General features: G+C 71.1%; 25 protein-coding genes. 8 read left to right on the forward strand and 17 right to left on the reverse strand.

The features are described 5' to 3' along the window. The first annotated feature begins 150 nt into the window (after positions 1–150). Positions 151–726: a nucleotidyltransferase family protein gene (locus tag ACEN9V_RS16675; RefSeq protein ID WP_413601249.1), complete on the forward strand. Its 576-nt coding sequence runs from the start codon at positions 151–153 to the stop codon at positions 724–726. Positions 727–786: 60 nt separating this feature from the next. Here the strand turns inward: ACEN9V_RS16675 and ACEN9V_RS16680 are convergent, their stop codons facing one another. The 5 genes from ACEN9V_RS16680 to ACEN9V_RS16700 all read right to left on the reverse strand — a co-directional run bounded on the left by ACEN9V_RS16680 (position 787) and on the right by ACEN9V_RS16700 (position 6,387). Continuing rightward, on the reverse strand, positions 787–1,884 hold the full coding sequence (locus ACEN9V_RS16680) for an alkene reductase (RefSeq protein ID WP_413601250.1): 1,098 nt from the start codon (positions 1,882–1,884) through the stop codon (positions 787–789). A 98-nt stretch (positions 1,885–1,982) separates the two neighbouring features. Continuing rightward, positions 1,983–2,195: a hypothetical protein gene (locus ACEN9V_RS16685; protein WP_402730100.1), complete on the reverse strand. Its 213-nt coding sequence runs from the start codon at positions 2,193–2,195 to the stop codon at positions 1,983–1,985. 50 nt (positions 2,196–2,245) lie between these two features. Next, on the reverse strand, positions 2,246–2,689 hold the full coding sequence (locus ACEN9V_RS16690; RefSeq protein WP_413601251.1) for a MarR family winged helix-turn-helix transcriptional regulator: 444 nt from the start codon (positions 2,687–2,689) through the stop codon (positions 2,246–2,248). A gap of 348 nt (positions 2,690–3,037) precedes the next feature. Further along, positions 3,038–5,674, reverse strand: a complete 2,637-nt coding sequence (locus ACEN9V_RS16695; protein ID WP_413601252.1) for an MMPL family transporter — start codon at positions 5,672–5,674, stop codon at positions 3,038–3,040. A gap of 74 nt (positions 5,675–5,748) precedes the next feature. Then, positions 5,749–6,387 (reverse strand): TetR/AcrR family transcriptional regulator, encoded by a 639-nt coding sequence (locus ACEN9V_RS16700; protein ID WP_281265412.1) that lies wholly within the window; start codon positions 6,385–6,387, stop codon positions 5,749–5,751. A 146-nt stretch (positions 6,388–6,533) separates the two neighbouring features. Between ACEN9V_RS16700 and ACEN9V_RS16705 the strand changes: the two genes are divergently transcribed. Next, positions 6,534–8,015: a mannitol dehydrogenase family protein gene (locus tag ACEN9V_RS16705; protein ID WP_413601253.1), complete on the forward strand. Its 1,482-nt coding sequence runs from the start codon at positions 6,534–6,536 to the stop codon at positions 8,013–8,015. Between the two features lie 126 nt (positions 8,016–8,141). On the opposite strand, the gene ACEN9V_RS16710 is transcribed toward ACEN9V_RS16705, so the two are convergent. After that, complete coding sequence (locus ACEN9V_RS16710) at positions 8,142–8,723, reverse strand: hypothetical protein (protein ID WP_413601254.1); 582 nt, start codon at positions 8,721–8,723, stop codon at positions 8,142–8,144. A 39-nt stretch (positions 8,724–8,762) separates the two neighbouring features. Between ACEN9V_RS16710 and ACEN9V_RS16715 the strand changes: the two genes are divergently transcribed. Next, positions 8,763–9,482 (forward strand): helix-turn-helix transcriptional regulator, encoded by a 720-nt coding sequence (locus tag ACEN9V_RS16715; protein WP_413601255.1) that lies wholly within the window; start codon positions 8,763–8,765, stop codon positions 9,480–9,482. Between the two features lie 75 nt (positions 9,483–9,557). Further along, entirely contained in the window at positions 9,558–9,932 is a 375-nt protein-coding gene (locus tag ACEN9V_RS16720; protein WP_413603076.1) for a VOC family protein, read from the forward strand. Positions 9,933–9,961: 29 nt separating this feature from the next. Here ACEN9V_RS16720 and ACEN9V_RS16725 read toward each other — a convergent pair whose 3' ends face one another. Beyond that, positions 9,962–10,864 (reverse strand): serine hydrolase, encoded by a 903-nt coding sequence (locus ACEN9V_RS16725; protein ID WP_413601256.1) that lies wholly within the window; start codon positions 10,862–10,864, stop codon positions 9,962–9,964. Beyond that, positions 10,854–11,741: a LysR family transcriptional regulator gene (locus ACEN9V_RS16730; RefSeq protein WP_413601257.1), complete on the reverse strand. Its 888-nt coding sequence runs from the start codon at positions 11,739–11,741 to the stop codon at positions 10,854–10,856. Before ACEN9V_RS16730 ends, ACEN9V_RS16725 begins: the two co-directional genes overlap by 11 nt. 87 nt (positions 11,742–11,828) lie before the next feature. Here ACEN9V_RS16730 and bla point away from each other — a divergent pair, with 87 nt between their 5' ends. Then, the gene (gene bla / locus ACEN9V_RS16735) at positions 11,829–12,728 is read left to right on the forward strand and encodes a class A beta-lactamase (protein WP_413601258.1); all 900 of its coding nucleotides are present in this window, start codon (positions 11,829–11,831) and stop codon (positions 12,726–12,728) included. 31 nt (positions 12,729–12,759) lie between these two features. On the opposite strand, the gene ACEN9V_RS16740 is transcribed toward bla, so the two are convergent. Together ACEN9V_RS16740 and ACEN9V_RS16745 are read right to left on the reverse strand one after the other, a co-directional pair. Further along, a complete protein-coding gene (locus tag ACEN9V_RS16740; RefSeq protein ID WP_413601259.1) occupies positions 12,760–13,740 on the reverse strand; it encodes an alpha/beta hydrolase in 981 nt (326 codons plus the stop codon). A 59-nt stretch (positions 13,741–13,799) separates the two neighbouring features. Beyond that, on the reverse strand, positions 13,800–14,603 hold the full coding sequence (locus ACEN9V_RS16745; protein WP_413601260.1) for a DNA-formamidopyrimidine glycosylase family protein: 804 nt from the start codon (positions 14,601–14,603) through the stop codon (positions 13,800–13,802). 136 nt (positions 14,604–14,739) lie between these two features. Between ACEN9V_RS16745 and ACEN9V_RS16750 the strand changes: the two genes are divergently transcribed. Then, entirely contained in the window at positions 14,740–15,003 is a 264-nt protein-coding gene (locus tag ACEN9V_RS16750) for a hypothetical protein (protein WP_413601261.1), read from the forward strand. Positions 15,004–15,082: 79 nt separating this feature from the next. Here the strand turns inward: ACEN9V_RS16750 and ACEN9V_RS16755 are convergent, their stop codons facing one another. The 4 genes from ACEN9V_RS16755 to ACEN9V_RS16770 are packed head-to-tail and all read right to left on the reverse strand — an operon-like array spanning position 15,083 to position 19,171. After that, complete coding sequence (locus ACEN9V_RS16755) at positions 15,083–16,087, reverse strand: ABC transporter substrate-binding protein (protein WP_413601262.1); 1,005 nt, start codon at positions 16,085–16,087, stop codon at positions 15,083–15,085. Positions 16,088–16,098: 11 nt separating this feature from the next. Next, entirely contained in the window at positions 16,099–16,977 is an 879-nt protein-coding gene (locus ACEN9V_RS16760) for an ABC transporter ATP-binding protein (protein ID WP_413601263.1), read from the reverse strand. Beyond that, the gene (locus ACEN9V_RS16765) at positions 16,974–18,095 is read right to left on the reverse strand and encodes a FecCD family ABC transporter permease (RefSeq protein WP_413601264.1); all 1,122 of its coding nucleotides are present in this window, start codon (positions 18,093–18,095) and stop codon (positions 16,974–16,976) included. The genes ACEN9V_RS16760 and ACEN9V_RS16765 overlap by 4 nt, the downstream gene beginning before the upstream one ends. Beyond that, positions 18,092–19,171, reverse strand: a complete 1,080-nt coding sequence (locus ACEN9V_RS16770) for a FecCD family ABC transporter permease (RefSeq protein WP_413601265.1) — start codon at positions 19,169–19,171, stop codon at positions 18,092–18,094. Before ACEN9V_RS16770 ends, ACEN9V_RS16765 begins: the two co-directional genes overlap by 4 nt. Positions 19,172–19,199: 28 nt before the next feature. On the opposite strand from ACEN9V_RS16770, the gene ACEN9V_RS16775 reads away from it, so the two are divergent. Further along, entirely contained in the window at positions 19,200–20,036 is an 837-nt protein-coding gene (locus tag ACEN9V_RS16775) for a siderophore-interacting protein (protein ID WP_413601266.1), read from the forward strand. 28 nt (positions 20,037–20,064) lie between these two features. Next, complete coding sequence (locus ACEN9V_RS16780) at positions 20,065–20,814, forward strand: hypothetical protein (RefSeq protein WP_413601267.1); 750 nt, start codon at positions 20,065–20,067, stop codon at positions 20,812–20,814. 187 nt (positions 20,815–21,001) lie between these two features. Here ACEN9V_RS16780 and ACEN9V_RS16785 read toward each other — a convergent pair whose 3' ends face one another. The 3 genes from ACEN9V_RS16785 to ACEN9V_RS16795 are packed head-to-tail and all read right to left on the reverse strand — an operon-like array spanning position 21,002 to position 24,287. Further along, positions 21,002–21,916 carry a carbohydrate ABC transporter permease gene (locus ACEN9V_RS16785; RefSeq protein ID WP_281265395.1) on the reverse strand — a complete coding sequence of 305 codons (915 nt, stop codon included), beginning with the start codon at positions 21,914–21,916 and terminating at the stop codon, positions 21,002–21,004. Between the two features lies 1 nt (position 21,917). Then, positions 21,918–22,883 (reverse strand): carbohydrate ABC transporter permease, encoded by a 966-nt coding sequence (locus tag ACEN9V_RS16790; RefSeq protein WP_281265394.1) that lies wholly within the window; start codon positions 22,881–22,883, stop codon positions 21,918–21,920. 36 nt (positions 22,884–22,919) lie between these two features. After that, positions 22,920–24,287, reverse strand: coding sequence for an extracellular solute-binding protein (locus tag ACEN9V_RS16795; RefSeq protein WP_413601268.1), 1,368 nt, complete (start codon positions 24,285–24,287; stop codon positions 22,920–22,922). Positions 24,288–24,454: the final 167 nt, after the last annotated feature.

A 24,454-nucleotide genomic window follows, 5' to 3' on the forward strand; every position in this document is an offset into this window, starting at 1 on the left:
CGATCATGCCCCGGTTCCAGGCCATCGCTGATCTCCTCGATCGGTGGTGTCGTGGGCGCCACACTAGGAAACGAGTGTTTCGGCCCCGTTTCCGGCGCGGAACGTCTCGTGACGACGGGCTCGCCTCGTGATGGCTGGCATGCTCGGGGCATGCAGACCCGGACCGTCGGACTCGTCCTCGCCGCCGGCGGCGGCACGCGCATGGGCCGGCCGAAGGCGCTCGTCCGTGACGACACCGGCCGGCCGTGGCTGGAACTGGCCGTCGGGGCACTGCTCGACGGCGGCTGTGACGGCGTCGTGGTCGTCCTCGGTGCCGCCGCCGACGAGGCCCGCGCGCTCGTCCCCGCACGGACAGCGGTCAGCGTGACCGTCGCAGAGCGGTGGCAGGACGGGCTCGGTGCCTCCCTCGACGCCGGCCTCACCGCGCTCGACGAGGACCAGGCGGTCGATGCCGCCCTGGTCGCCCTGGTCGACCTGCCCGGGCTCCCGGCCGATGCGGTCCGCCGGGTACTGGGGCCGAGACCCCGCGTGGACACGCTCCGCCAGGCCGTCCACGACGGCCGTCCGGGGCACCCCGTCCTCCTCGGTCGCGCGCACTGGCCCGCTGTCCGCGCCGAACTCGACGGGGACCGGGGTGCCGGCGCGTACCTGCGCCGGAACGGCGCAGATCGCGTCGAGTGCGCCGACCTGTGGGACGGCGCTGACCAGGACCGACCGGCGCCGTGACGGACGGGAGGCCCGTGGCGATCCCGCCACGGGCCTCCCGTCGGTCCTGCTGCCCGGTTGCTACGCGGTGGCCGTCGCGCGCGACTCGGCGAGCGTCGGGTAGTCGGTGTAGCCCTCGGCGCCCTGGCCGTAGAACAGCTCGGGGCGGGGATCGTTGAGCTCGGCGTCGTGCTCCCAGCGGTGCGCGAGGTCCGGGTTCGCGATCGCGGCGCGTCCGGCTGCGACGGCGTCCGCGTGGTCGCCGTCGACCAGGGCGATCGCCTCGTCGCGGGTGGTCAGCGCGCTGAAGCCCGAGTTCACGATGAACGGGGCGCCCACCGTGCGACGGATGTGCTGCACGAGCTCGCCGGTCGGCTCGGCGTGCAGGACGTCGACGAACGCCAGGCCGAGCGGTGCGAGACCCTCGGCGAGGGCGGTGTAGGTCGCCAGCACGTCCGCCGGGTCGTTCTCGATGACGCCCTGGATGCCGTGCTCCGGCGACAGGCGGATGCCGGTGCGGTCCGCGCCGATCGCCTCGGCGATCGCGGTGGTGACCTCGATCGCGAAGCGGGCACGGTTCTCCGGGGAGCCGCCGTACTGGTCGGTGCGGGTGTTCGACGTGCTCGACATGAACTCGTGCACGAGGTACCCGTTCGCTCCGTGCACCTCGACACCGTCGAGCCCGGCGGCGATCGCGTTGCGGGCCGCCTGCACGAAGCCCTGCACGGCGTCCTGCACCTCGGCGGTGGTCAGCTCGTGCGGGACCGGCATGTCGGCCTTCGAGCCGTCGGCCAGGTGGGTCTGTCCCGGTGCTGCGACGGCGGACGGCCCGACGATGCGGGGTGTGCCGGCGATCGACGGGTGCGAGACCCGGCCGCCGTGCATGAGCTGCATGACGATGGTGCCGCCGGCCGCGTGCACGGCGTCGGCCACGCGACGCCACCCGGCGATCTGCTCGTCGGTCTCGATGCCGGGCTGGCCGGGGTACGAGCGGCCTTCCTGGACGGGCCAGGTGCCCTCGGTGACGATGAGACCGAGGCTCGCACGCTGCGCGTAGTGCTCGACGAGCAGGTCGTTCGGGACGCCGTGCTCGCCGGCGCGCGTGCGGGTCAGCGGGGCCATGACGATGCGGTTCGACAGGGGGAGTGCGCCGAAGGTGGCGGGTTCGAAGAGCTTCACGACGAGGTGGAACGTCCTGTTGCTCGGTGCAATTCCGGCATGGGGTCGATTCCCAGTTCCCGGGCGACGCAGTCCCGTCTGGCCCGGTCTTGGTGGGCTCAGTCGCGTGGGCAGACCAGCGTGGAGGACCGGACCTGCCCCTCCGGCCGGATCACCTGGTGTCGCGAGAGCGCCGCGCCGCACATCGGGCACGGGCGGTCGATGCTGCGGTCGTCGACGCCTTCCGGGTGCCCTGCACCGATCTGCGACGGACCCATCTTGCGGATGAGCGTGCTGTTCCAGCGTTCGTACCAGCTGCCGAAGCGTCCCACGATGGTCCTTTCATTCGTGCACTCATCATTATGGCACGAACGAATGCGGATCACACGGTGTCGACGAGTTCGAGGAGTTCCGTCAGCTCGTCCTTGAGTCGTTCGAGTCGGTCGAGCGGCCACCCGAGCCGGTCCGCGACGGCGATCGGCACCGAGCGGGCGCGCTCGCGGAGTGCTCGTCCGGCGGTCGTCAGGGAGACCTCGAGCTGTCGTTCGTCGCTGCTGCTCCTGGTGCGCTTGACGTACCCGGAGGCCTCGAGCCGCTTGAGCAGCGGGCTGAGCGTCGCGGACTCGAGGCGGAGTTCGTCGGCGATCTCGCGCACCGATCGGGGGTCGTGCTCCCACAGGGCGAGCATCACTAGGTACTGCGGGTGCGTGAGGCCCATCGGTTCGAGCAGGTCGCGGTACAGCCCGATGACGCTGCGGCTCGTGGCCGCGAGCGCGAAGCAGAGTTGTCGGTCGAGGGCGAGGGGGTCGATCTCGGTCTGCGCCATGCGCCCAGCGTACCGTTCGCGTACGAACGATCGCGCGTCGGGTGCTCGCGCGGGTGGTTCGGTGCTCGCTCGGGTGGTCGACGGGCGCTCGCTCGGGTGGTTGCGCGGGTGGTTGCGCGTGCAAGGGGCGACAGGACCGCTGTCGTACGACAGCGACCGTGTCGTTCGCACGCGGGCGCAACAGTTGCGCGTGCAAGGGGCGACAGGACCGCTGTCGTACGACAGCGACGGTGTCGTTCCGAGTCGGCAGCGCGGGCGGGCGCGGCGGGCAGCGCGGGGTGGGCGCACGGACAGGAGGCCCGGTGCCGGTCCGACGGACCGGCACCGGGCCTCCAGGCTGGTGCGTCGCTACGCGCGGTGCGCCGGCGGGTGACCGGACTCGTGCGCGTTCGCGTCGGGCTCCGCGAGGAGCGCGTGCGAACCGGTGTGGGTGTCCTCGTGCCCGGCGACCGGGTGGGAGCGCTCGAGCTTCGCGCCCTCCACGTCGACGTCCGGCACGATGCGGTCGAGCCACTTCGGGAACCACCACGCACTCTGACCGAGCAGGTGCATCGCCGCCGGGATGAGCAGCATGCGGACGACGAACGCGTCGACCAGCACACCGAACGCCAGGCCGAAGCCGATGGGCTTGATCGTGGAGGAGTCCGAGAAGATGAACCCGGCGAACACCGAGATCATGATGATCGCCGCCGCCGTGACCACCGCGCGACCGGCGTGCAGACCACGCTGGACGGCGACCTTCGCCGATGCGCCGTGGGCGTACGCCTCCCGCATGCCGGACACCAGGAACAGCTGGTAGTCCATCGCGAGCCCGAACAGGATGCCGATCTCGATGATGGGCAGGAAGCTCAGGATCGGTGCGGGGTCGTGCACCCCGAACACGCTGCCGAGCCAGCCGAACTGGTAGATCGCGGTCAGACCACCGAAGGACGCCAGGACCGACAGGATGAAGCCCGCCGTCGCCGTGATCGGGACCAGGAATGACCGGAACACGATGATCAGGATGATGAGCGACAGGCCGACGACCACCACGAGGTAGAGCGGCAGGACGTTCGCGAGCTTCTCGGACACGTCGATGTTGGCCGATGCGTTGCCCGCGACGCCGAGGGATGCCTTGCCGTCGTCGACGGTCACGTTCTGCGCGCGGAGGTCCTTGACGAGGTCCTCCGTGGAGACGCTGTCCGGGCCGCCGTTCGGCTTCACCTGGAAGGCGATGATCGAGCGGTCCTTCGACGCGCCGATCGGCAGGACGGCGTCGACGTCGTCGTTCTTCGCGATGGCCTCGCCGATGGTGACCTCGGTCGCCGTGACGTCGTCCTCGTCGATGGCCTTCGGCAGGGTCGCGACGACGAGGAGCGGTCCGTTCTGACCGGCGCCGAACTCCTTGTCGAGGGTCTTGTAGGCCTTGTACTGGCTGGAGTCGACGGCCTCGGACGAGCCGCTCGGCAGGCCGAGGCGCATCTGCGCCGCAGGCAGGGCGATGGTCCCGAGCACGGCGACCCCCGCCACCAGGGTGATGATCGCGCGCCAGGTCGACATCGGCTTGTTCGGCACCCGCGTCGAGCCCGTGTTGCCGATGCGTGCGCGTTCCTTCTTCCGGAGGATCCGCATGCCGATGAGCGAGAGCAGTGCCGGTGTGAACGACGTCGCGATGCAGATCGCGAAGAAGACCGCAACCGCGCCGACCGTGCCCATCAGGCCGAGGAACGGGATGCCGGTGATGTTGAGCGCGAGCAGGGCGACGATGACGGTCGCGCCCGCGAACACCACGGCGTTCCCGGACGTGCCGTTGGCGAGCCCGATGGACTCGTGCACCTGCATGCCCTGCTTCAGCTGGGTCCGGTGTCGGTTCAGGATGAACAGCGAGTAGTCGATGCCGACCGCCAGGCCCAGCATCACCCCCAGCACCGGCGTCACCGAGATGAACTCGACGAGGCTCGAGAAGGACAGTGCGGCGAGCGATGCCACGCCGACGCCGAGCAGCGCGCTGACGAGCGGGACCGCGGCGCCGATGACCGTGCGGAGCATGAAGAACAGCACGAGCGCGGCGATGATGACACCGGCGATCTCACCCGGGCCGAGGATGGACGGCACGCCCTGGGCGATGTCGTTCGACACGTAGACGTTCACGCCGCTGATGCCGGCGGAGTCGGCCTTGTCGGAGATGGCCGTCTTCGTGGTCTGCGGGACCTCGTACGTGGACTTCGTGAACTGGACGGTGCCGATCGCGGCGCTGCCGTCCTTCGAGACGAAGCGGATGTCCTTCGACAGGTCGAGGAGCTTCGTGCCCTGCTGCAGCTCCTGTTCGCTGTCGTCGAGCTTCTGCGTGTTCGTGTCGATCGTCTTCTGTGCGTCGGCGATCTGCTGCTCACCGGCGGTGATCTGCTGCTGCTGGGCGTCGATCTGCGCCTGTGCCTGCGCGAGCTGGGCCTCGGCGGCGGCTGCCGCGGCGCCACCGGCCGCCGCTGCCTGCTGCTTCTGCGTGTCGAGCTGCGCCTGGGCGGCGGCGATCTTCGCCTTGCCGTCCTCGAGCTGCTGCTTCTGCGCGTCGAGCTGCTGCTGCCCGTCGGTGATCTTCGTGCGGCCGTCGTCGATCTGCTGCTGCCCGTCGACGAGCTTCTGGCGCTGGTCGTCGAGCTGCTGCTGGGTGTCGAAGCCGCTGGTCGCGCCCTTGACGCCCTTCAGGTCCTCGAGGTCCTTCATGAAGTCCGCGATGTCGGTCTTCTGCGCGTCGGTGAACGCGTCGCCGCTCTTCGTCTCGAAGACCAGCGTGCCGTTGCCGCCGTTCGCGCTCGGGAACTTGTCCGCGAGTTCGTCCTGCACCTGGGACGTCTTGGTGCCGGGGATGGTGATCGACGACGAGATGGACCCGGCGAACAGTGCGTACGTGCCGCCCGCGATCCCCATGATCACGATCCAGGAGACGATCACGAGCCAATGCCGCCGAGCGGAGAATCGTCCGAGGCGGTAGAGCAGACCGGCCATGCGGTGCCCCGTTCCTTTCGTTGTGGTGGTGCTGGTTGGGCGGGGCACGCCGGCGGACCCCTGGAGGTGCAGTCTCAGTGCGCGGGCATGTACCCGCTGCGGACGCTGTGCACGAGCCTGCCGAGCAGGGCGTCCCAGTCGTCGAGCGCTTCTTGGTCGAGGCGCGGCCCGGTCGTTCGCAGCCAGTGTTCGGCGATCACGACGATCCCGCTCATCAGGGACTCGACGAGCAGCCACGCGTCGAGCTCGTCTGCGCCGGGGTAGCGGCGGGCGACCTCGATCCGGAGGCGCTCGGTGACCCTGGTGAACGCCGTCTGGATGAGCACGGCGGCCTTCTGGTTCTCCTTCTCGGGATCGCCGAGGATCCGGTACATGCTCGCGATCGCCGGTGCGATGTCCGCCCCGCGTGCGGCTGACTCGAGCTCGTCGAACATCGACGCCCGGCTGCCGTCGCCGACCGGGGTGTTCGCGACGTCGCTCAGGAACCGGTCGATGATCACCGAGAGTTCCTGCTCGCAGACCGCCAACAGGACCTCGTCGAGGGACCCGAAGTGGTTGAAGACCGTGCGGCGGGCGATGTCCGCACGGGTGGCGAGGTCGTCGACGCTGAAGTCGCGATCGCCACGTTCCTCGACGAGGTCGCGAGCGGCCTGGAGGATCGCCGCGCGGTGCTTCGCCTTGAGGGCGGCACGACGGTCGATCGAGAGGGTCACATCGAAGACACTAAGTGCATCGATGCACTGAGTGCACCATTGTGGAGCGGATCTTCAGACACGTACCCCGTGCGGAACATGTGTTCTGCACACGTGTGCTCGTGGTTGACTGGCGGTTGCCCCGACCGCCGTACGAAGGAGTACCGATGTCCGTCCGCCTGTCCCCGGAGACCCTCGACGAGATCGCGGCGAGCGGGATCACCGTCCCCACCTACGACCGTGCCGGGATCACCGCCGGCATCGTCCACTTCGGCGTCGGGGGCTTCCACCGCGCGCACCAGGCGATGGTGATCGACCGGCTGCTGCAGCTGGGGGAGGCCCGCGAGTACGGCATCTGCGGCGTCGGGGTCCTCGAGCAGGACCGCAGGATGGCCACCGCGATGGCCGACCAGGGCGGCCTGTACACGCTGGTCCTCAAGCACCCGGACGGCTCGCTCGAGACCCGCGTGATCGGCAGCATCGTCGACTACATGCTCGCCGTGGACGACCCGGACGCCGTCGTCGAGAAGATGGCGAACTCGGAGACGAAGATCGTCAGCCTCACCATCACCGAGGGCGGCTACAACTTCGACCACGTCACGGGGGAGTTCGTCGCCGACGAACCGGGCGTCGTCGCCGACCTCCGCGGGGACCAGCCGCCGCACACCGTCTTCGGCCTCGTCGTCGAGGCGCTCCGCCGCAGGCGCGATCGTGGCGAGCAGCCGTTCACCGTCATGTCGTGCGACAACATCCAGGGCAACGGGCACGTCGCCCGGGACATGTTCACCGCCTACGCCCGCCTGCAGGACCCGGCCTTCGCGGACTGGATGGACGAGCACGTGTCGTTCCCGAACTCGATGGTCGACCGGATCACGCCCGTGACGACCGACGACGACCGGGCGATGGTGCGGGACGACCTGGGGATCGAGGACGCCTGGCCCGTCGTCGCCGAGCCGTTCTTCCAGTGGGTGCTCGAGGACGACCACCCGGCTGGTCGACCGCCGTACGAGGACGCCGACGTGCAGATCGTCGAGGACGTCGAGCCGTACGAACTCATGAAGCTCCGGCTCCTCAACGCGTCGCACCAGGGCCTCTGCTACTTCGGGTACCTCTCCGGGTACCGCTACGCGCACGAGGCGACGCAGGACCCCGCCATCGCGACGTTCCTGCGCCGCTACATGGACGAGGAAGCGACCCCGACGCTGCACCCCGTGCCCGGCATCGACCTCGAGGACTACAAGTCGACGCTGATCGAACGCTTCCAGAACCCCGAGGTGCGGGACACCCTCGCGCGCCTCTGCGCCGAGTCGAGCGACCGCATCCCGAAGTGGCTGCTGCCCGTCGTCCGCGACAACCTCGCGTCCGGCGGTCCGGTCACGCTGTCCGCCGGCATCGTCGCGTCGTGGGCGAGGTACGACGAGGGAACCGACGAGTCCGGCGAGCCGATCCAGATCGTGGACCGCCTCGCCGAGTCCCTCAACCGGATCGCCATCACGCAGCGGGACGACCGGCTCGCCTTCATCGCGAACCGGCAGGTCTTCGGCGACCTCGTCGACGACGAGCGATTCGTCGCGGCCTACCGCGACGCCCTCGACGGACTCATCGCCGACGGCGCGCACGCCACGGTGGAGCGCTTGTCGCGCGCGTAGCGCGCGGGTCGCGCCCCTGCGCAGACGTCGCGCCCCGTCACCGCGGGGCGCGACGTCCGTGACGGGGCGCCACGGCGGACGGGAGGCTCGTGGCGGCGTCGTCACTAGCCTCCCGTCCGGCACGGATCACGTGACGAGTGCGCGGACCCTGGCCGCCAGGGTCCGCTGCGCCGGGTCGGCGCGGACCGCAGCATCGACGACTGCGTCGACCCGCTCCACCAACGATCCGGTCGGGGGAGCGGCGCCGAGTCGCGCCGCTCCTCGTGCCAGGAGCCCGTCGACGTCGCCGCGTCCACGGCCGACCGCCTTGACCGCGGCAACCGCGTTCATGAGTGCGCTCTCGGCCGGCGACCACGGACGGGCCCACGACGGGGCCGTGTCGCCGAACACGCCGCCCACCTCGAGGTCGACGCGCTCGAAGAGCGACCAGTCGGTGAACCGGACGAAGACGAGTCGCCGGCCTCGTTCCTCGTCCGGATCGAGGCGCAGTGACTCCACCGTGCCGATCGTGCCGAGCGCCGACGGGAGGGACTCGAGCGCCTGGTCGCCGATCGTGCCGACGCCCCACCGGAGGTCGATGTCACTGAACTCGTCCTCGGTGCCCGCTGCCCGCGATCCACGGAGTGTCACGACGCTCCCCGGGGCCGCGTGGGCCAGCGCGGTCGTGAGGGCGCGGATCCGGTCGTCGGCGCTGACGGAGAGACCCATGCCGCGAGGCTAGCCGCCGCACTGCCGTATGGTCCTGGTGTGAACCGGACGGACCGCCTGTACGCGTTGGTCGAGGAGCTCCGTGCCGCTGCGCCGGCCCGTCGGAGTGCGACACGGCTGGCGGAGCGGTTCGGCGTCAGCACGCGGACGGTCGAGCGGGACCTCCGCGCACTGCAGGAGTCGGGCGTCCCGATCTGGGCGGACGCCGGGCGGACCGGCGGTTACACGATCGACGCTCGCGCGACGCTCCCGCCGCTCGGACTCACGGTGGACGAGGCACTCGCCGTGTCGATCGGGCTCGGCGCGCTCGCGGGGAGTCCGTTCCGGGACGCCGCGGCGTCTGCTGCACGCAAGGTGACGGCGGTCCTGACGGAGGACGACGCGGCACGGACGGCGCGGCTCGCGAGCAGGGTGCACCTGTTGGAATCGGGCGACCGTGCTGCACCGCCGACGGGGCTCGCGCGCGCGCTCACCGACGGGCGGGTGCTCCGGATGACCTACCGGGACGCACACGGGGCCGCGTCCGAACGGCTCGTCGAGCCCCTCGGGTACATCGGCAAGGGCGAGGACTGGTACCTCGTCGCGTGGTGCCGCCTGCGCGAGGGCGTCCGGGTGTTCCGCGGCGATCGGGTGCTGCACGTCGAGGAGACCGGGGAGCGCTCGCCGGCCCGGACGATCGCGGTCGAGGAGCTCGACATCCCGCACGGGGTGCTCCGGCCGGTACTCGGTCGTCCGGGTTCCTCAAGCACCGGTTCCTGAAACACCGACATGACGGTGTCGCAACGGTGGAGCATGCTCGGGACGTCGGTCACCGCGGCCGACGGAGAGGCCACCATGCAGTTCGCATCCATCCGCATCATCACCGACGACCTCGACCGCATGACCGCGTTCTACGAGCGCGTCACGGGGACGACCGCGAACCGCCCGGCTCCGGTGTTCGCGGAGATCGTCACCGGCGGCCTGGTCCTCGCGTTGGCGTCCCCGGCGACCGTCGCGATGCTGGCGAGCGACGCGCCGATCGCGCAGTCGAACGGCAGCGTGGTCGTCGAGTTCCTGGTGGACGACGTCGACGCCGCGTTCGACGCGCTGCGGGCAGACCTCGACGACGTGGTGCTGCCGCCGACGACGATGCCGTGGGGCAACCGGTCGACGCTGTTCCGGGACCCCGACGGCAACCTCGTGAACCTGTTCTGCCGCCCGGCCGCCTGAGCCTCTGACAGCCTGAGCGGCGTCGGCCCTCACCGCGGGTCGTGGAGCCGGTCGTGCAGCTCGCGGGCTGCCGCGCCCAGGGCTGCTTCGGCAGCCGGCTGGGTGCCCGCGGCCACCTCGGACGCACTCAGCGCCGCGACGGCGAACCGGGAGCCGTCGGGGTGCTCGACCACGCCGATCTCGTGCCGGAGGTTCAGGAGCGTCCCCGTCTTGGACGCCCAGGTCGAGGCGTCCGACGCGAAGTCGGGGGCGAGTCGGTGCCGGATGACGTTGCCGTGCAGGTGCTCGCGGAGCCGGTGCGCGACGGCGGGTCGGACGCCCCGTTCGTTCCAGATCGCGGCGAGCAGGTCGACCCACGCACGTGCCGTACCGGTGTTGGTCCGCGCGACGTCGAGCTGCCGGACGGGGTGCCCGTGCGCCGGTGTCGACCCGCGGATCGCGAGCGTGTGGGCGAGGTGTGCTTCGTCGGGCGCGAACCGTTCGAGCGGGGTGTCGGACAGGTCGCGGAACGGATGGCGGACGGCGATGCCGGTGAGGTGCAGCGCGGCGACGTCCGCCGTCACGTCGGCGGGCGGGACGAGCTCGAGCAGGGCGTCCGCCGCGCCGTTGTCGCTGATCGTCAGCGCGAGGGACACGAGGTCGTCGACGGCGATCACGGCCGCGTGCCGGAACCGTCCGGTGCCCGGGGTCCCCTCGGTCGGGTTCCCGGCGGGCACGGTCACCGCCTGCGCGCCGTCGAGCCTGCCGTCTTCGACGCGGTCCAGCACGGCGAGGGCGATCGGCAGCTTCGTCAGCGAGGCGGCGGGGAGGGGCACGTCCGCGTCGAGCGCGATCTCGCGACCGGTGTCGAGGTCTCGGACGAGGATCGCCGCGCGGAGACCCGCCGCCCGGAGCTCGTCACGGACCCCGGCGAGGAACCGTTCATCCGACATCGGGCACCCCCAGCGCGACGGCCAGCTCGTCGGCGACCGCCCGCTGCACCGCGTCGGCGTCGTGCTCGCTCTCCGCGAGGACGGCGTACCCGCGTGCGAGCTCCGTGCCGACGAACGGTCGCCAGTGCAACCCGTACGCCACGGACTCCGCCTCCGAGCACAGCAGCAGGTCCCCGTCGGCGAGGACCGCCGCGAGCGAGGACGTCGTCGTCGCGTCCGTCGGCAGCTGGGACGGCAGGAGTCCAGCGGCTTCCGCCGCCCGGCCGAGGACGTCGCGGACGTGGGGCACGTCGTCCTCCGGTCCGATGCGGAGGCGACTGCCGTGGTCGTCGTCGTGCTGACGGATCGTGCGACGGGGGCGCAGCCCCTCCAGCCGGAGCGGGCGGTCGTTGTGGCGTCGGCCGGCTGCGCCGAGCGGGACCCGCCACCGTGCGCCGGCGGCCGGGACGGCGACGATCGACACCCGCACCGTCCGCGCAGCCGCGAGCTCGGCCCGGCGTGCCGGCGGTTCCCGACGCAGGTCGAGCCGCACGCCGGCTCCGCGCGCCGTGGCTTCGGCGACCGCGAGGTCCCTGGTCGTGCAGGTCTCCGGCACGGCGATCGACACCGGTCGGAGCCGGGCGCGGTCGGCGTCGAGCTCGAGTTCGTCCGCGAGTCGGACGAGCCGGCGGGCGGACGGCACGAGGTCCTTGCCGAACGGGGTCAGCACCGCGCTCCTGGAGCTCCGTTCGAGCAGGGGTCCGCCGAGGTGTCGTTCGAGGGCGTCGATGCGGCGGCTCGCGACCGACTGCGCGATGTCGAGCGCCGCGGCCGCGCGGGTGACGCCACCGCGTTCCTCCACCTCGACGAGCACGCGGCAGGCGGCGACGAGATCCATGCCGTGCACCCTGATCCATGCCGATGTGGCATGGATCGGCGCCTTTCGGTCTTCGACAGCATGGGATCGGGGCACGATGCTGGGGACATGCGAACCAGGAACAGCACCGCCGTCGGAGCGATCGTCCTCGCGGCGGCCATCGCGCTCACCGGGTGCAGTGCGTCACCGGCGCCCGCCACCTCCGCGTCCGCGTCGGTCTCCACACACTCCTCCGACCGCGCGTTCGCGGCGCTCGAGCACCAGCACGACGCCCGACTCGGCGTCACCGCGATCGACACGGCGTCCGGGCAACGGGTGTCGTACCGGTCGGACGAACGCTTCCCGTTCGCGTCGACCAACAAGACGTTCATCGTCGCGGCGGTGCTCGCCCACGACTCGGACGCCGACCTCGACACGCTCGTGCACTACGACCGCAGCGACCTGCTCGAGTACGCGCCGATCACCAGCCGGTTCGTGGACACCGGCATGACCGTCCGCGAGCTGATCGACGCCGCGATGCGGTTCAGCGACAACACCGCGGCGAACCTGCTCGTCGAACGCGTCGGCGGCCCGGACGCCGTCGAGCGGTACCTCCGCGGCATCGGCGACCGCACCACGAACGTCGACCGCGTCGAGCCGGACCTGAACGAGGCGACCCCAGGCGACGACCGCGACACCACGACCCCGGCGCAGTTCGCGTCCGACCTGCGGCGGGTCCTGCTCGGGAAGACGCTCGACACCACCGATCGGACCCTCCTCCGCGACACGATGCTCGACAACACCACCGGGGCGGGCACGGTCCGCGCGGGGGTCGATCCCGCGTGGCCGGTCGCCGACAAGACCGGCACGGGGGAGTACGGCGTCCGGAACGACATCGCGGTGGTCTACCCGACCGGCCGTGCACCGATCGTCGTCGTGGTGATGACGGCAACGGACCGGTCGGACGCGAAGGCCGACGACCCCCTGGTCGCCGCGGCGACGAAGCAGGCGGTCGCCGCTCTGCGGTGACGAGCGACCGGCGCGGGCGGTGTGCCGACGCTCACCCGAGCGTCGCGGCCCACCGCCCGATCGTGTCGTAGGCGCGCTCGCGCACCGGCTCCGTGGACAGCACGACGTCGTGCAACGCTCCCCGGAGCCGCCGCACGGTCACCTCCTCGCCGAGCGAGAGCGCCCGCCGTGCCACGACGTCGACGTTCAGCGCGACGTCCGCGTGCGCCATGCCGTCGTCCCACCGTGGCTGCAGCATGCTCTTGTCGCTGAGCATCACGAGGGCGGGGACCTCGAGGCCGAGGCCGCGCTCGACGGTGGCCTGCCCCTCGAAGACGGCGTCGAGCCATCCCGGGTGCAGCGCGAACCCCCGCTCCGGCCGCCACCGCTGGTCGTACGTCCAGTTCCCCTCGCCGGACGCGGAGACGGTCCGCGTGTAGAACCCGGGGTCGACGGCGGGGAGCGGCGCGAGTGGGTTCCGCCGGGCGCCGAGCTTGACCAGCGGTGCGATGAACGCCCGCACGGCGGAGTCGGCCTGGAACTCGAGCCACGGGCTGTTGAGGATCAACCCGGACACGAGCTCCGCGTGCCGTGCCGCCCACAGCGACAGCGTGAGTCCGCCCGTCGAGTGGCCCATCGGCACCAGTCGGCGCTCGCCGCGGTGCTCCGACGCGATCGCGTCGAGGGCGGCGCCGATGTCCTCGTCGTACGTGGCGAGGTCCCCGATGTGGCCCGGTGTCTGGTGCGGACGCAGACTCCTGCCGTACTTCCGCAGGTCCAGTGCGTGGAACCGGGCGCCGAGCCGCTCGATGCGTTCGGCGAGTTCGGTCTGGAAGAAGTAGTCCGACCAGCCGTGGACGTAGAGCACGTCGACCCCGTGCAGCGGCCCGCGGGCGTGGAGCAGGTCGGCGGGTGATCGTCGCCGACGGACGAGGGTCGCGACGACCGGTCCCTCGAGGTCCTCGCCGAGCGGGAGCTCGAGCCGTTCGTACGGCGCGCCGAGGACGTCCTCGGTCCACCCGCCCTGCGTCATCCCTCGTTCCTACCGGTCCCCGGCACGGAGCGCACGGTGTCGGTCGGTCGACGGGCGGGTCAGCGGGCGGGAAGCGGCTGGCAGCGCGGACACCACCAGGCCCGCCGCGGTGGAGAACCGGCGACGTCGACGTGGTCAGCGGCCTGCACGGCGGTCCCGCACCGGAGACACGGCCGCCCGGCACGACCGACGACCCAGTGCCGTTGCCCCTTCCCGCGGCGGCCCGTCGTCGTCTGGTAGGCGTCGGGCGTGGTCGCGGAGTGCCACAGCATCCGCCGCGCGAGGGCGAGGAGCGGCTCGCCGTCGGCCGCGGAGACGGGGGTGGCTGGATGCAGCCCGCGGAGGAAGCACAGCTCGTTCACCCAGAGGTTGCCGAGCCCCGCGACGACCCGCTGGTCGAGGAGTGCTTCCCGGATCGTCGGCGCCGTCGAGGCGCGCAACCGGTCTGCGGCCGCGTGCACGTCGAACCCGTCGTGCAGGAGGTCGGGGCCGAGGTGCCCGAGGACGAGGGGTTCGTCCGCGGTGCGGAGGTGCTCGACCACCGGCAGGTCGAGCCCCCAGACCGTGCGCCCGTCGTCGAGGCCCATCCGGACCCGGGCACCCCGTGCGGCGCTGGCCGGGAGTCGTCGACCGGCGCCGGTGATCGTCCACGAACCCTGCATGCGCATGTGCGTGTGCAGGGTCGAGCCGTCGTCGAACCGCGTCAGGAGGTGCTTGCCGTGCGTGGCGTGCCCCACGACCCGTCGCCCGTCGAGGCGCAGCCCGGCCGCGCGGCCGCCGCGGATCTCGCCCTGGTGGACGACGGCCCCGTCGACCTGCCGCAACCGGACCGCGAGGCGGAACACGGAGTCACCCTCGGGCATGGCAGCACGCTACCCGGGACCCCCGACGCCGTCGACGGTCGAAGGCGGCCGCACCGACGAGGTCGGTGCGGCCGCCTTCCGCAGCGGGACACAGCGATCGGGGCACAGCGCAGCCGCACCACGTACGCTCACGGGCATGGCTGACTTCACCGAGGCGCAGGCCGCCGTCGTCCGCATCGAACGAGCAGAGCCGGGTCGCTGGGACCTCTCCGTCATCAGCGACAGCGGGGTGACGATGGGGCACGGCGTGTACCTGTTCGAGCCGGACCGCGATGACGCCCAGGACGAGATCGCCGGTGCGGCCGAGTTCGTCCGCGACTACGGGTTCCGCTTCGAGGCGGACGCCGTCGTCGCCGACGGCCCCGATGCGTTCTGGGCCCCGCTGCTCCCGCTGGACTGACGGCTCGCGATCGCGCCGAGACGGACGGGAGGCACGGTGCCAGCTGGCACCGTGCCTCCCGTCCGCGCGCGCTCGCGTTCTAGGACAGCTTCTTGCTGTCCGACAGCCACCCGGCCAGGTCCGTCATGTAGTCGGCCTGCGAGGCGTAGTCGAGCGCCGGGAAGGTCCAGCTGTGCACCTGACCGGCCACGAGCGCCTTGTTGTCCGCGAACGTCGGCTGCTTCTCGAGGTCCGCGACCTGGTAGCCCTGCTGCGAGAGCAGGATCACGTCGCCGGTGATCTGGCCCGCGTTCTCCCAGCTGTAGATCCCCCAGTAGAAGCCCTTCGGCTTCGGGTTCACCAGGTCGACGCCGAAGTCCGTGTACATCTGCAGCGTCGGCTCGTCGGCCGGGCGGGTGACGTACGCGCCGTCGCCGTCGGCGTACATCGACACGACCGTGAGGTCGCTCTCCTTCGCCGCGGTCTCGAGCTTCGTCTTCGCGGTGTCGAACCGCTTCTCGGCGGCGTCGACCTTCGACTGCTCGGCCCCGAGGGACTCGGCGAGGCCCGTGATGTCCTTGATGACGTCGAGGCCCTTGCCGCCCCACTTCACCTGCGCGACCGGCGCGATGGCCTGGATCTGCTTCTGCTGTGCCGTGTCCTTGAAGCCGTAGCCGGGCTCCGAGGAGTCGAGCGTGCCCTGCTCGTCCTTCGGGTAGACCGACGTGACGACGAGGTCGGGCTTGAGCGCGGCGAGCTTCTCGAGGTCGATGTCGCCGTACGCCGTGCCGAGCTGCGTGATGCCGTCGGTGTCGAGCCCGTCGAACCGCTTGTCCTGCGTCATCGGGATCTGGCCGAAGGTGCCGACCGGGTGCAGGCCGTACTCGACGAACGAGATCGCGATGTCGTTCAGCACGACGACGCGCTTCGGCGTGTGGTCGACCTTCACGGTGGTGCCGGTGGCGTCCTTGTACGACCACGCACCCCCGTCGGCCGCGGAGCTGGAGCCGGAGCCCGCGGAGTCGGAGGCGCCCGTGGACGAGCAGCCGGCGAGGAGCAGGGCCGACGCGGCCACTGCGGTGAGGAGAACGGTACGGAGCTTCACGTTAGGAGAGGCTAACCTAAGTTCGCGTTGGCCGCGAGTCCCGTGACGTCGTGCTCGTCCGCCTCGGGCACGACCATGGGCGCGCCGGTCACCGGATCGGGGACGACCCGCGCGTGCAGCCCGAACGCCGACTGCAGGACCTCGGGGGTGAGCACGTCGACCGGGGAGCCGTCCGCGACCACGCCGCCGTCGTGCAGGACGACCAGCCGGTCCGAGTACCTGGCTGCGAGCGACAGGTCGTGCAGGACCATCACGACCGTCGATCCCTGGTCGCGGTTGATCCGCCGGACCAGGCGCAGGACGTCGAGCTGGTGCGCGAGGTCGAGGTACGTCGTCGGTTCGTCGAGCAGCAGGGTGTCGGCGCGCTGGGCGAGCACGAGCGCGATCCAGGCCCGCTGCCGCTGCCCGCCGGACAGGCTCGCGACGTCGCGGTGCGCCACCTCGGTCAGGCCGGTCGCGGCGATCGCCTCCTCGGCGACACCGGCGTCCTCTGCGGTCCACGGGCGTGCCCAGGACTGGTGCGGGTTCCGGCCGCGCATCACGAGGTCGAGCACGCTCGTGCCGGCCGGGGCGGCGGGGGACTGCGGCAGGATCGCGAGCTTCCGGGCGACGGCGCGGTTCGGCTCCTTGCGGATCGGGACGCCGTCGAGGTGGACCTCGCCCGCGATCGGCTTGAGGACCCGCCCGAACGCCTTCAGGAGCGTCGACTTGCCGCAGCCGTTCGCGCCGAGGAACGTCGTCACGGTGCCGCGCTCGATGCGCAGGTCGAGGTCGCTGAGGACGGCGCGGCGGTCGTAGCCGACGGACAGGCCGCGCGCCTCCAGGACGGGCGGTGTCGCGACGGCGCTGTCGTGCGGTGCAGTCGTCGTGGTGTCGTGCAGTGTCGTCATCGGGACATCTCCTTGCGGTGACGGATGAGGAGCCAGATCAGGTACGGAGCGCCGATCACGGTCGTGACGATGCCGACCGGCACCTGCCAGGGGAACGCCGAGCGGGCGAGCAGGTCGGCGGCGAGGACGAGCACCGCGCCGAGCGCCGCGGAGAGCAGCAGCGGCGGACGGTTCGTGCCGGCGAGGCGCAGGGCGATCTGCGGCACGACGAACGCGACGAAGCCGACCGGCCCCGCGGCGGCAACGGCGGCGGCGGTGAGGACGACCGCGAGCGCGATCACGAGCAGGCGGTGTCGCTGGATCGCGAGTCCGACGCCGACGGCGACCTCGTCCCCGAGCTGCCCGATGCCGAGGGAGGCGCTCGTGGCCAGCGCGATCGGGACCGCCACCGCGGCGACGATCAGCAGCGGCCAGACGCTCGCCCACGAGGTGCTCGACAGGCTCCCCACGAGCCACTGCGACGCCGCGGCCGCCTGGGTGATCTGCGCTCGGACGAGCAGGTAGCTCATGACCGCGTCGAGTGTGGCGCTCACCCCGATGCCGACCAGGACGAGCCGGTAGCTCTGCACGCCGCCGCGCCACCCGAGCCCGTACACGACGGCCGCTGCGATGAGCGCGCCGATCGTGGCGGCGACGGGGATGCCGCTGCCGAGGACCACGGCACCGACGGCGTAGGTGCCACCGCCGATGACGACCGCGGCCACGGCGCCGACGCTCGCCCCGGAGGTCACGCCGATGATGTCCGGCGTGCCGAGCGGGTTGCGCGTGAACGTCTGGGTCAGCGCACCGGCGACCGCGAGGGTCAGCCCGACGAGCGCGCCGGTGAGGACCCGGGGAAGCCGGAGCGTCTGGACGATGAAGGCATCAGGACCGGTGCCCAGGCCGAGCAGCGACCGGACGACCGTGCCCGGTGCGATCCACGTCGAGCCGATCGCGACGCCGAGGATCACGAGCAGCAGCGCGGCGGCGACGGCGGCGATCGTCAGCCAGAACACCCGGGGGCGCCAGGCGAGCCCGACGGGCCCGATGCTGATGCCCTGGCGCGTGGCGCGCACCGTGTCGGCGGTGTCGGCCGCTCGAGTGGTGTCGACGGCGCGCGAGGTGTTGACGGCGCTCACAGCGACACCAGCGATCGGCGGCGGGCGACCGCGACGAAGACCGGACCGCCGATGACGGCGAGGACGATCCCCACCTCGACCTCGGCGAAGCCCCCGACGAGCCGGCCGATGACGTCGGCGAGCAGCACGAGCGCCGCCCCGAGCAGGGCGGATGCGGGGAGCGCCCAGCGGTGCCCGGTGCCGACGAGCGCCCGGGCGACGTGCGGCACCGTGAGGCCGACGAACCCGATCGGCCCGGCGGCGGCGGTGGCCCCTGCGGCGAGCAGCGTGATCCCGCCGAGTCCGACGAGCCGGGCGACGAGCACGTTCTCGCCGAGCCCCTTCGCGAGGTCCGCTCCGAGCCCGAGCGCGTCGAGCGACCGGACGTTCAGGACGGCGAGCACCAGCCCGGCGACGAGGAACGGCCACACGGCCTGGAGCACGTCGATCTGGCGGCCGGAGAGCGAGCCGACGACCCACAGTCGGTAGGCGTCGAGGGAGTCGCGGTCGGTGAGGACCAGGAACGAGGTCAGTGCGCCGAGCAGCGCCGAGACCGCGGCGCCGGCCAGGGCGAGCGGCACGGGACTGGCGGTCCCGCTACCCGCGATCGTCACCGAGAACACGACGACGCTCGCCACGACGGCGCCTGCGAGCGCGAACCACACGGTGACGCCGGTGTTCGTGATCCCGAAGACGTAGACACCGATCACGACGGCGAGACCGGCGCCGGCGGAGACTCCGAACAGGCCGGGGTCGGCGAGCGGGTTCCTGGTGTGCCCCTGCATCAGCAGTCCGGCGATCCCGAGCGCCGCACCGACCGCGGCGCCGATCGCGGTGCGCGGGATCCTCGACCCCCAGACGATGGCGTCGTCGGTGCTCGACCCCGTGTGCAGCAGCCCGGCGAGGACACGGTCGACACCGATCCGGTTGCTGCCGAGCAGCATGCTGGCGACGACGACGAGCGCGAGCGCGACGACCATGCCGAGGACGATCGCGGTCCGCCGCCTGGTCGTCGTCCGGTGGACGCCGGCGGCACCGACGCCGGGGTCGCGCGGGCCGCGGACCGGGGCGGCGAGAGCGGGGGTGGGGGCTGGCACGCGGACCATCTTAGGTTAGCCTTGCCTCATGGCGAAGAACCCGCGGCTCCTGCCCGTGAACCCCCGGCTCTTCCGTGCCCGGGTCGTCCGGACCGAGCGCGTGACGCCGTCGATGCACCGCGTCACGGTCACCGGTGACGACCTGCACGAGTTCGGGTACCTCGGGTTCGACCACTGGTTCCGCCTGTTCATGCAGCACCCCCACCAGGACGCGTTCCGCCTGCCGGAGCTCGACGGCACGAAGTGGTGGCCGACCTTCCTCGCCATCCCCGAGGAGACCCGCCCGCACTGCGCGAACTACACCGTCGCCGCCTTCCGCCCGGCGACCGCGGTCACCCAGGCCGAGCTGGACATCGACTTCGTCGTGCACACGAGCGGGGACGGGTCGCTCGAGGGCCGTGCGGCGATCTGGGCGTGTTCTGCCCGTCCCGGTCAGGAACTGGCGATGCTCGACCAGGGCTGCATCTTCGACTGCCCGGACGACGCGAGCGAGGTCCTCGTCGTCGCCGAGGAGACGGGCTTGCCCGGCGTGGTCGGCATCGCGGCGTCGCTGCCGCGGGACGCGGTCGGTCGGATCATCCAAGAGGTCCCGGTCGCGGCGGACGTCCGCCCGCTCGACGCGCCGGCGGGGGTCACCGTCACGTGGCTCGTCCGCGACGACGTCCACGCGGTCCCCGGAGCCGCGGCGCTCGAGGAACTCCGGCGTCACACGCCCACCGACGAGCACGCCTACGCGTTCGTCGTGGGGGAGTCCACCCTCGCGACCGAGGGTCGTCGCCACCTGCACCGCTCGGGGCTGCCGAAGTCCCGCATCACGTTCTCCGGGTTCTGGAAGCGCGAGGCGAAGGAGCCGGTCCCGGCCTGACCCGGCCGGATCGTGCCAGGCTGTGCGCATGGGGACGGTGCGGGGAACAGCGGCGGTCGGCGTGTTCGTGGCAGCGGTCCTGCTCGTGAGCGGGTGCGCGCAGGCATCAGGCCAGCCCGACGTGGCCCCGGCGACGCGGACGCCGTCGCCGGCCAAGACCCTGACGCCCACTCCGACCTCCACCCCGACGGCGACGACGCCGGCGATCGCGCAGGCCCTCCCGGACACCGTCGACGCCGGGACGGTCTCCGGCGGCGTGTCCGCGACCGCATCGGGGACCGGGTCGTCGAACGTGGCCTTCCACGCCGACGGTGACTTCGCCGTGGTGGTCGAGCTCGACTGCTCGTCCTGCACGGGCACCGCGACCGTCACCGCCCCTGGTCGGATGTCGCCGTTCGGACGCGCGACCGCGCCGCTGCGGGGCTCGTTCCTGACCGGCGTCCTGCAGAGCGACTCCCCGGACCAGACGATCATCGTCGAGGCCGACGGCCCGTGGACGGTGACCCTGCGCAGCTGGAACGACCTGCCGTACGTGTCCGGGTCGCAGTCGGGGACCGGGCCCGCGGTGCTCTTCTTCTCCGACGACGTCTCGCACGTGACGGTGGACTACCGGCCGAGCGGACCGGACGACTCGTTCTCCGGCCGGGTGTTCACGACGTCCGCCGACCCGCAGCTGTTCGGGAACACCGGGGCGTTCACCGAGTCCTTCGACGTCGACCTGCCCGGCGTGATGGCCATCCAGACCAACGGGACCTGGACGGTCACCCCCACCCCCTGAGGGTCTGCCGGCCGCCGCCCGGTGCCGCCCGACGCCGCTCGCCGCTCCCTCTCGCCAAAGCGACAGTTCTCCGCCGAACGTCGGCGGAGAACTGTCGCTTTGGCGGGGCTGACGGACGGGAGGCCCGGTGACGGACTGGAGGCCCGGTGCCAGCTGGCACCGAGCCTCCCGCCCGCCCTGGGTCGCGTCAGCCCTTGAGGCCGGAACCCGTCACGCCCTCCACGATCTGCCGCTGGAAGATCAGGTAGAGGATGATCAGCGGCAACGCCGCCAGGATGGCGCCGGCCTGGATGTCGGCGTAGCGCTGGCCGAAGCTGCCCTGGACCGTCGCCAGACCGACCGGGACGGTCATGAGGTCCGGGTTGGACAGGACGAACAGCGGCAGGAGCAGGTTGTTCCAGACCCCGACGAACGTCAGGATCGTCACCGCCGCGATCACCGGTCGCGACAGCGGCAGGATGACCGACCAGTAGACCTTCCAGATGTTCGCGCCGTCGATGCGGGCGGCCTCTTCGAGTTCACGCGGGATGCCGTCGAAGAACTGCTTGAAGATGAACACCGCGATCACGGCAGGCACCTGCGGGAAGATCACCGACCAGTAGGTGTTCAGCAGGTTGACGGCGTTGAGCTCCTGGAAGATCGGGATGATCAGCACCTGGGTGGGGATCATGATCCCGAGGATGATGAGCAGGAACGCGAGGTTCCGGCCGCGGAACACCAGCCGGGACAGGGCGAACGCAGCCATCGACGCGAACAGCACCGTGAGGAGCGCCGTGACGACGCTCGTGATGCCGCTCGCGAGGTACCAGTTCCAGATGTCGCCGGCTTGGAAGAGCGCCGCGTAGGAGTGCAGCGTCGGGTTCCAGTTCGACAGGATCGAGTTCGCGCCGAGTGCCGCGACGCCGTTGTCCGACAACGAGGTCTTCAGCGCGAACAGGCTCGGGATCAGCCAGATGATCGCGAACACCGTCAGGATGATCGCGGCCGTGATGTTGAACCCCTTGCCGCTGACACCGATCTTCGCGGCGTTCGCGGGTGCGGCGGCCGAGACGCCGGAACGGAGCTTCGGCCGGCTGGTGGTGATGCTCTCGGTGGCGGTCATGTCAGGCCCCGATCTCTCGCTTGGCGGCAGCGCGTTCGACGATCTGCCGGATGACCGCGATCGCGACGATCACGATGAACAGGAGCACCGACGCGGCCGATGCCGCGCCGAGCCGGTTGTCGGTGAAGCCGACGCCGGTGATGAGCTGCAGCGAGACCTGGGTCGAGATGCCGGGCCCGCCGTTCGTCATCAGGTACACCTGGTCGAAGATCTTCAGGCTCGCGATGATCTGCAGCAGGATGACGAGCGTCGTCGTCCGGCCGAGGAGCGGCAGCGTGATCGACTTGATCTGCTGCCAGCTGGACGCACCGTCGACGGCGGCGGCCTCGTACAGCTCGCGGGGGATCTCCTGCAGCCCCGCCAGGTACAGCACGAAGTTGAACCCGAGCGTCCACCAGACCGTGGCGATCGCGACGCCGATCATGGCGGTGTTCGGGCTCGCCAGCACACCGGCACCAGGGGTCATCCCGAGCAGGGACTGGACGCTCGCCCACAGGCCGGTGCTCGGCGTGAAGATGAACACCCAGATGAGCGAGATGGTCGCCGACGGCAGGATGAAGGGCAGGAAGAACGCCAGTCGGAAGAACCACTGGCCGCGGTTCATCCGGTTGGTCAGCACGGCGAAGACGAACGCCAGGATGACGAGCGGCGGCGTCGTGTAGAGCGTGAACTGCAGGGTGTGCCAGAGCGAGGACCAGAAGTCGGCGCGCCCGAGCATCTCCGCGTAGTTCGCGAACCCGGCGAAGCTGCCGAGGCCCGTGCGGACGGTCGAGGTGTTGAAGAAGCTCGTGACGATCATCCAGATCGTCGGACCGAGCAGGAAGGCCAGGTAGAACAGGCCGAACGGGGCGAGGAAGAGCCAGCCGCTGCGGCCCTGGCCGCGGGTGAGGCTGGTGCGGTAGGTGCGGACTCGACGGGGAGCGGTGGCCGCTCCCGTGGGACGGGTGAGGACTGGTGCTGCAGTCACGTCATCGTGCCTTTCGCGGGGTGTTCACGTCGCCGCTCACAGCGGGCTCGGGGTGTTGAGGTAGGTCGACAGTTGCGACTTGATCGCGCTCATGGCGGCGGCGGGGGAGCTCGAGCCCTGCTGGACGAGTGCGAGCTGTGCGCCGACGGTGTTCTCGAACGTGGAACCGGATCCGCCGTACCAGGCGGCGTCGTCGAACACGGCGGTCTCGGCAGCGGATGCGTAGTTCGACTGCGGCGTGAGCTCCTTGTACGCGGAGCTGTCGTAGGTCGGCAGGTACGCGGGGACGTGGCCGCCCTGCGCCCACGTCATGCTCTGCTCGAGCATCTGCTTGATGAACAGCATCGCCGCCTTCTTCTGCTCCGGCGTGCGGTCCTTCCGCGGCAGGATGAAGGTGTGCGAGTCGGCCTGGGTGGCCGGCTTGTCGAAGAGCTGCGGGATCGGCGCCATGCCGAACTTCAGGCCCTTGATCGACTGCGCCGTGCTGATCTCCCACTCGCCCTGCATGAAGAAGCCGGCCTTGCCGGTGAACATCAGGGTCTGGGCGGTGGCGTAGTCGAGGCCCTTGTTCAGCCAGCCGTTCTTCACCCACTTCTGGGTCATCTCGGTGACCTTCGTGTACGCGTCCTCGTTGACGGTCAGCTTCGCGCCGCCGTCGCTGATGAACGGCGTCGCGCCCTCGATCTGGTTGTACATCGTCCAGAAGAAGCGCCACGGGGTCGCGATCTCGCTGACGTTCGCGACGTTGAGCGCGGTGCCGCCCGTCACCTTCGCGACCGCGGCGAGGGCGCTCTCGAACGCCTCCAGCCCGGTGAGGTCCTTGAGCTTGCCGTCATCGTCGATCAGCCCGGCCTTCTGGCAGACGTCAACGTTGTAGAAGAGCACGAAGGGGTGGGTGTCGAGCGGCACGCAGATGTTCTTGCCGTCCGTCTTCTGCGCCGTCCATGCCTTCTGGTTGAAGTCGCTCGCAGCGAGTCCGACACCGGCGAGGTCGTCGGACGTGATCGGGTCGAGCAGGTCGCCGTCCCAGAGCGGCTTCGCACGCGTCAGGTGGGAGATCGCGACGTCCGGCGGCTTGTTCCCGACGGTGGCGAGCGTGACCTTCGAGTAGTACGGGTTGCCCCACGCGAACGTCGTCGCCTGGAGCGAGCTGGATCCGCCGTGCTGCTTGGCGTACCCGCGTTCCATCTCCTGCATGCGGGCGCCGTCACCGCCACCGAAGAGGTTCCAGAACACGAGGGTCTCGGGGTTGAGCGCGCTGCCGGCGAGGCCTGCGGCGATCGGGCTGGAGCACGCGGCGAGGGGGAGCACGGTGGCCGCCGCGGCACCGGCTGCGAGGAGGCTCCGCCGGGTGAAGGCGCCGCCTCGCAACTGTGGGACGGGTGGGACGGGTCGGTTCGGCATGGCATCACTCCATCGGGATGGGCCGGGCTGAGAACACCAGGGCAGGTGCTCCGTGAGCGCTCACATTAGCCCGCGACTCGATGATGCGCCAGCCCTTTCGCACTGCCGTGGATACCGGTAGCGTTACGGATGGGTGAGCGCTCACTTTCGAGTCGGGCCGCCACTGC

It is taken from the genome of Curtobacterium sp. Curtsp57 (genome assembly GCF_047324335.1).
Taxonomy (GTDB): domain Bacteria; phylum Actinomycetota; class Actinomycetes; order Actinomycetales; family Microbacteriaceae; genus Curtobacterium.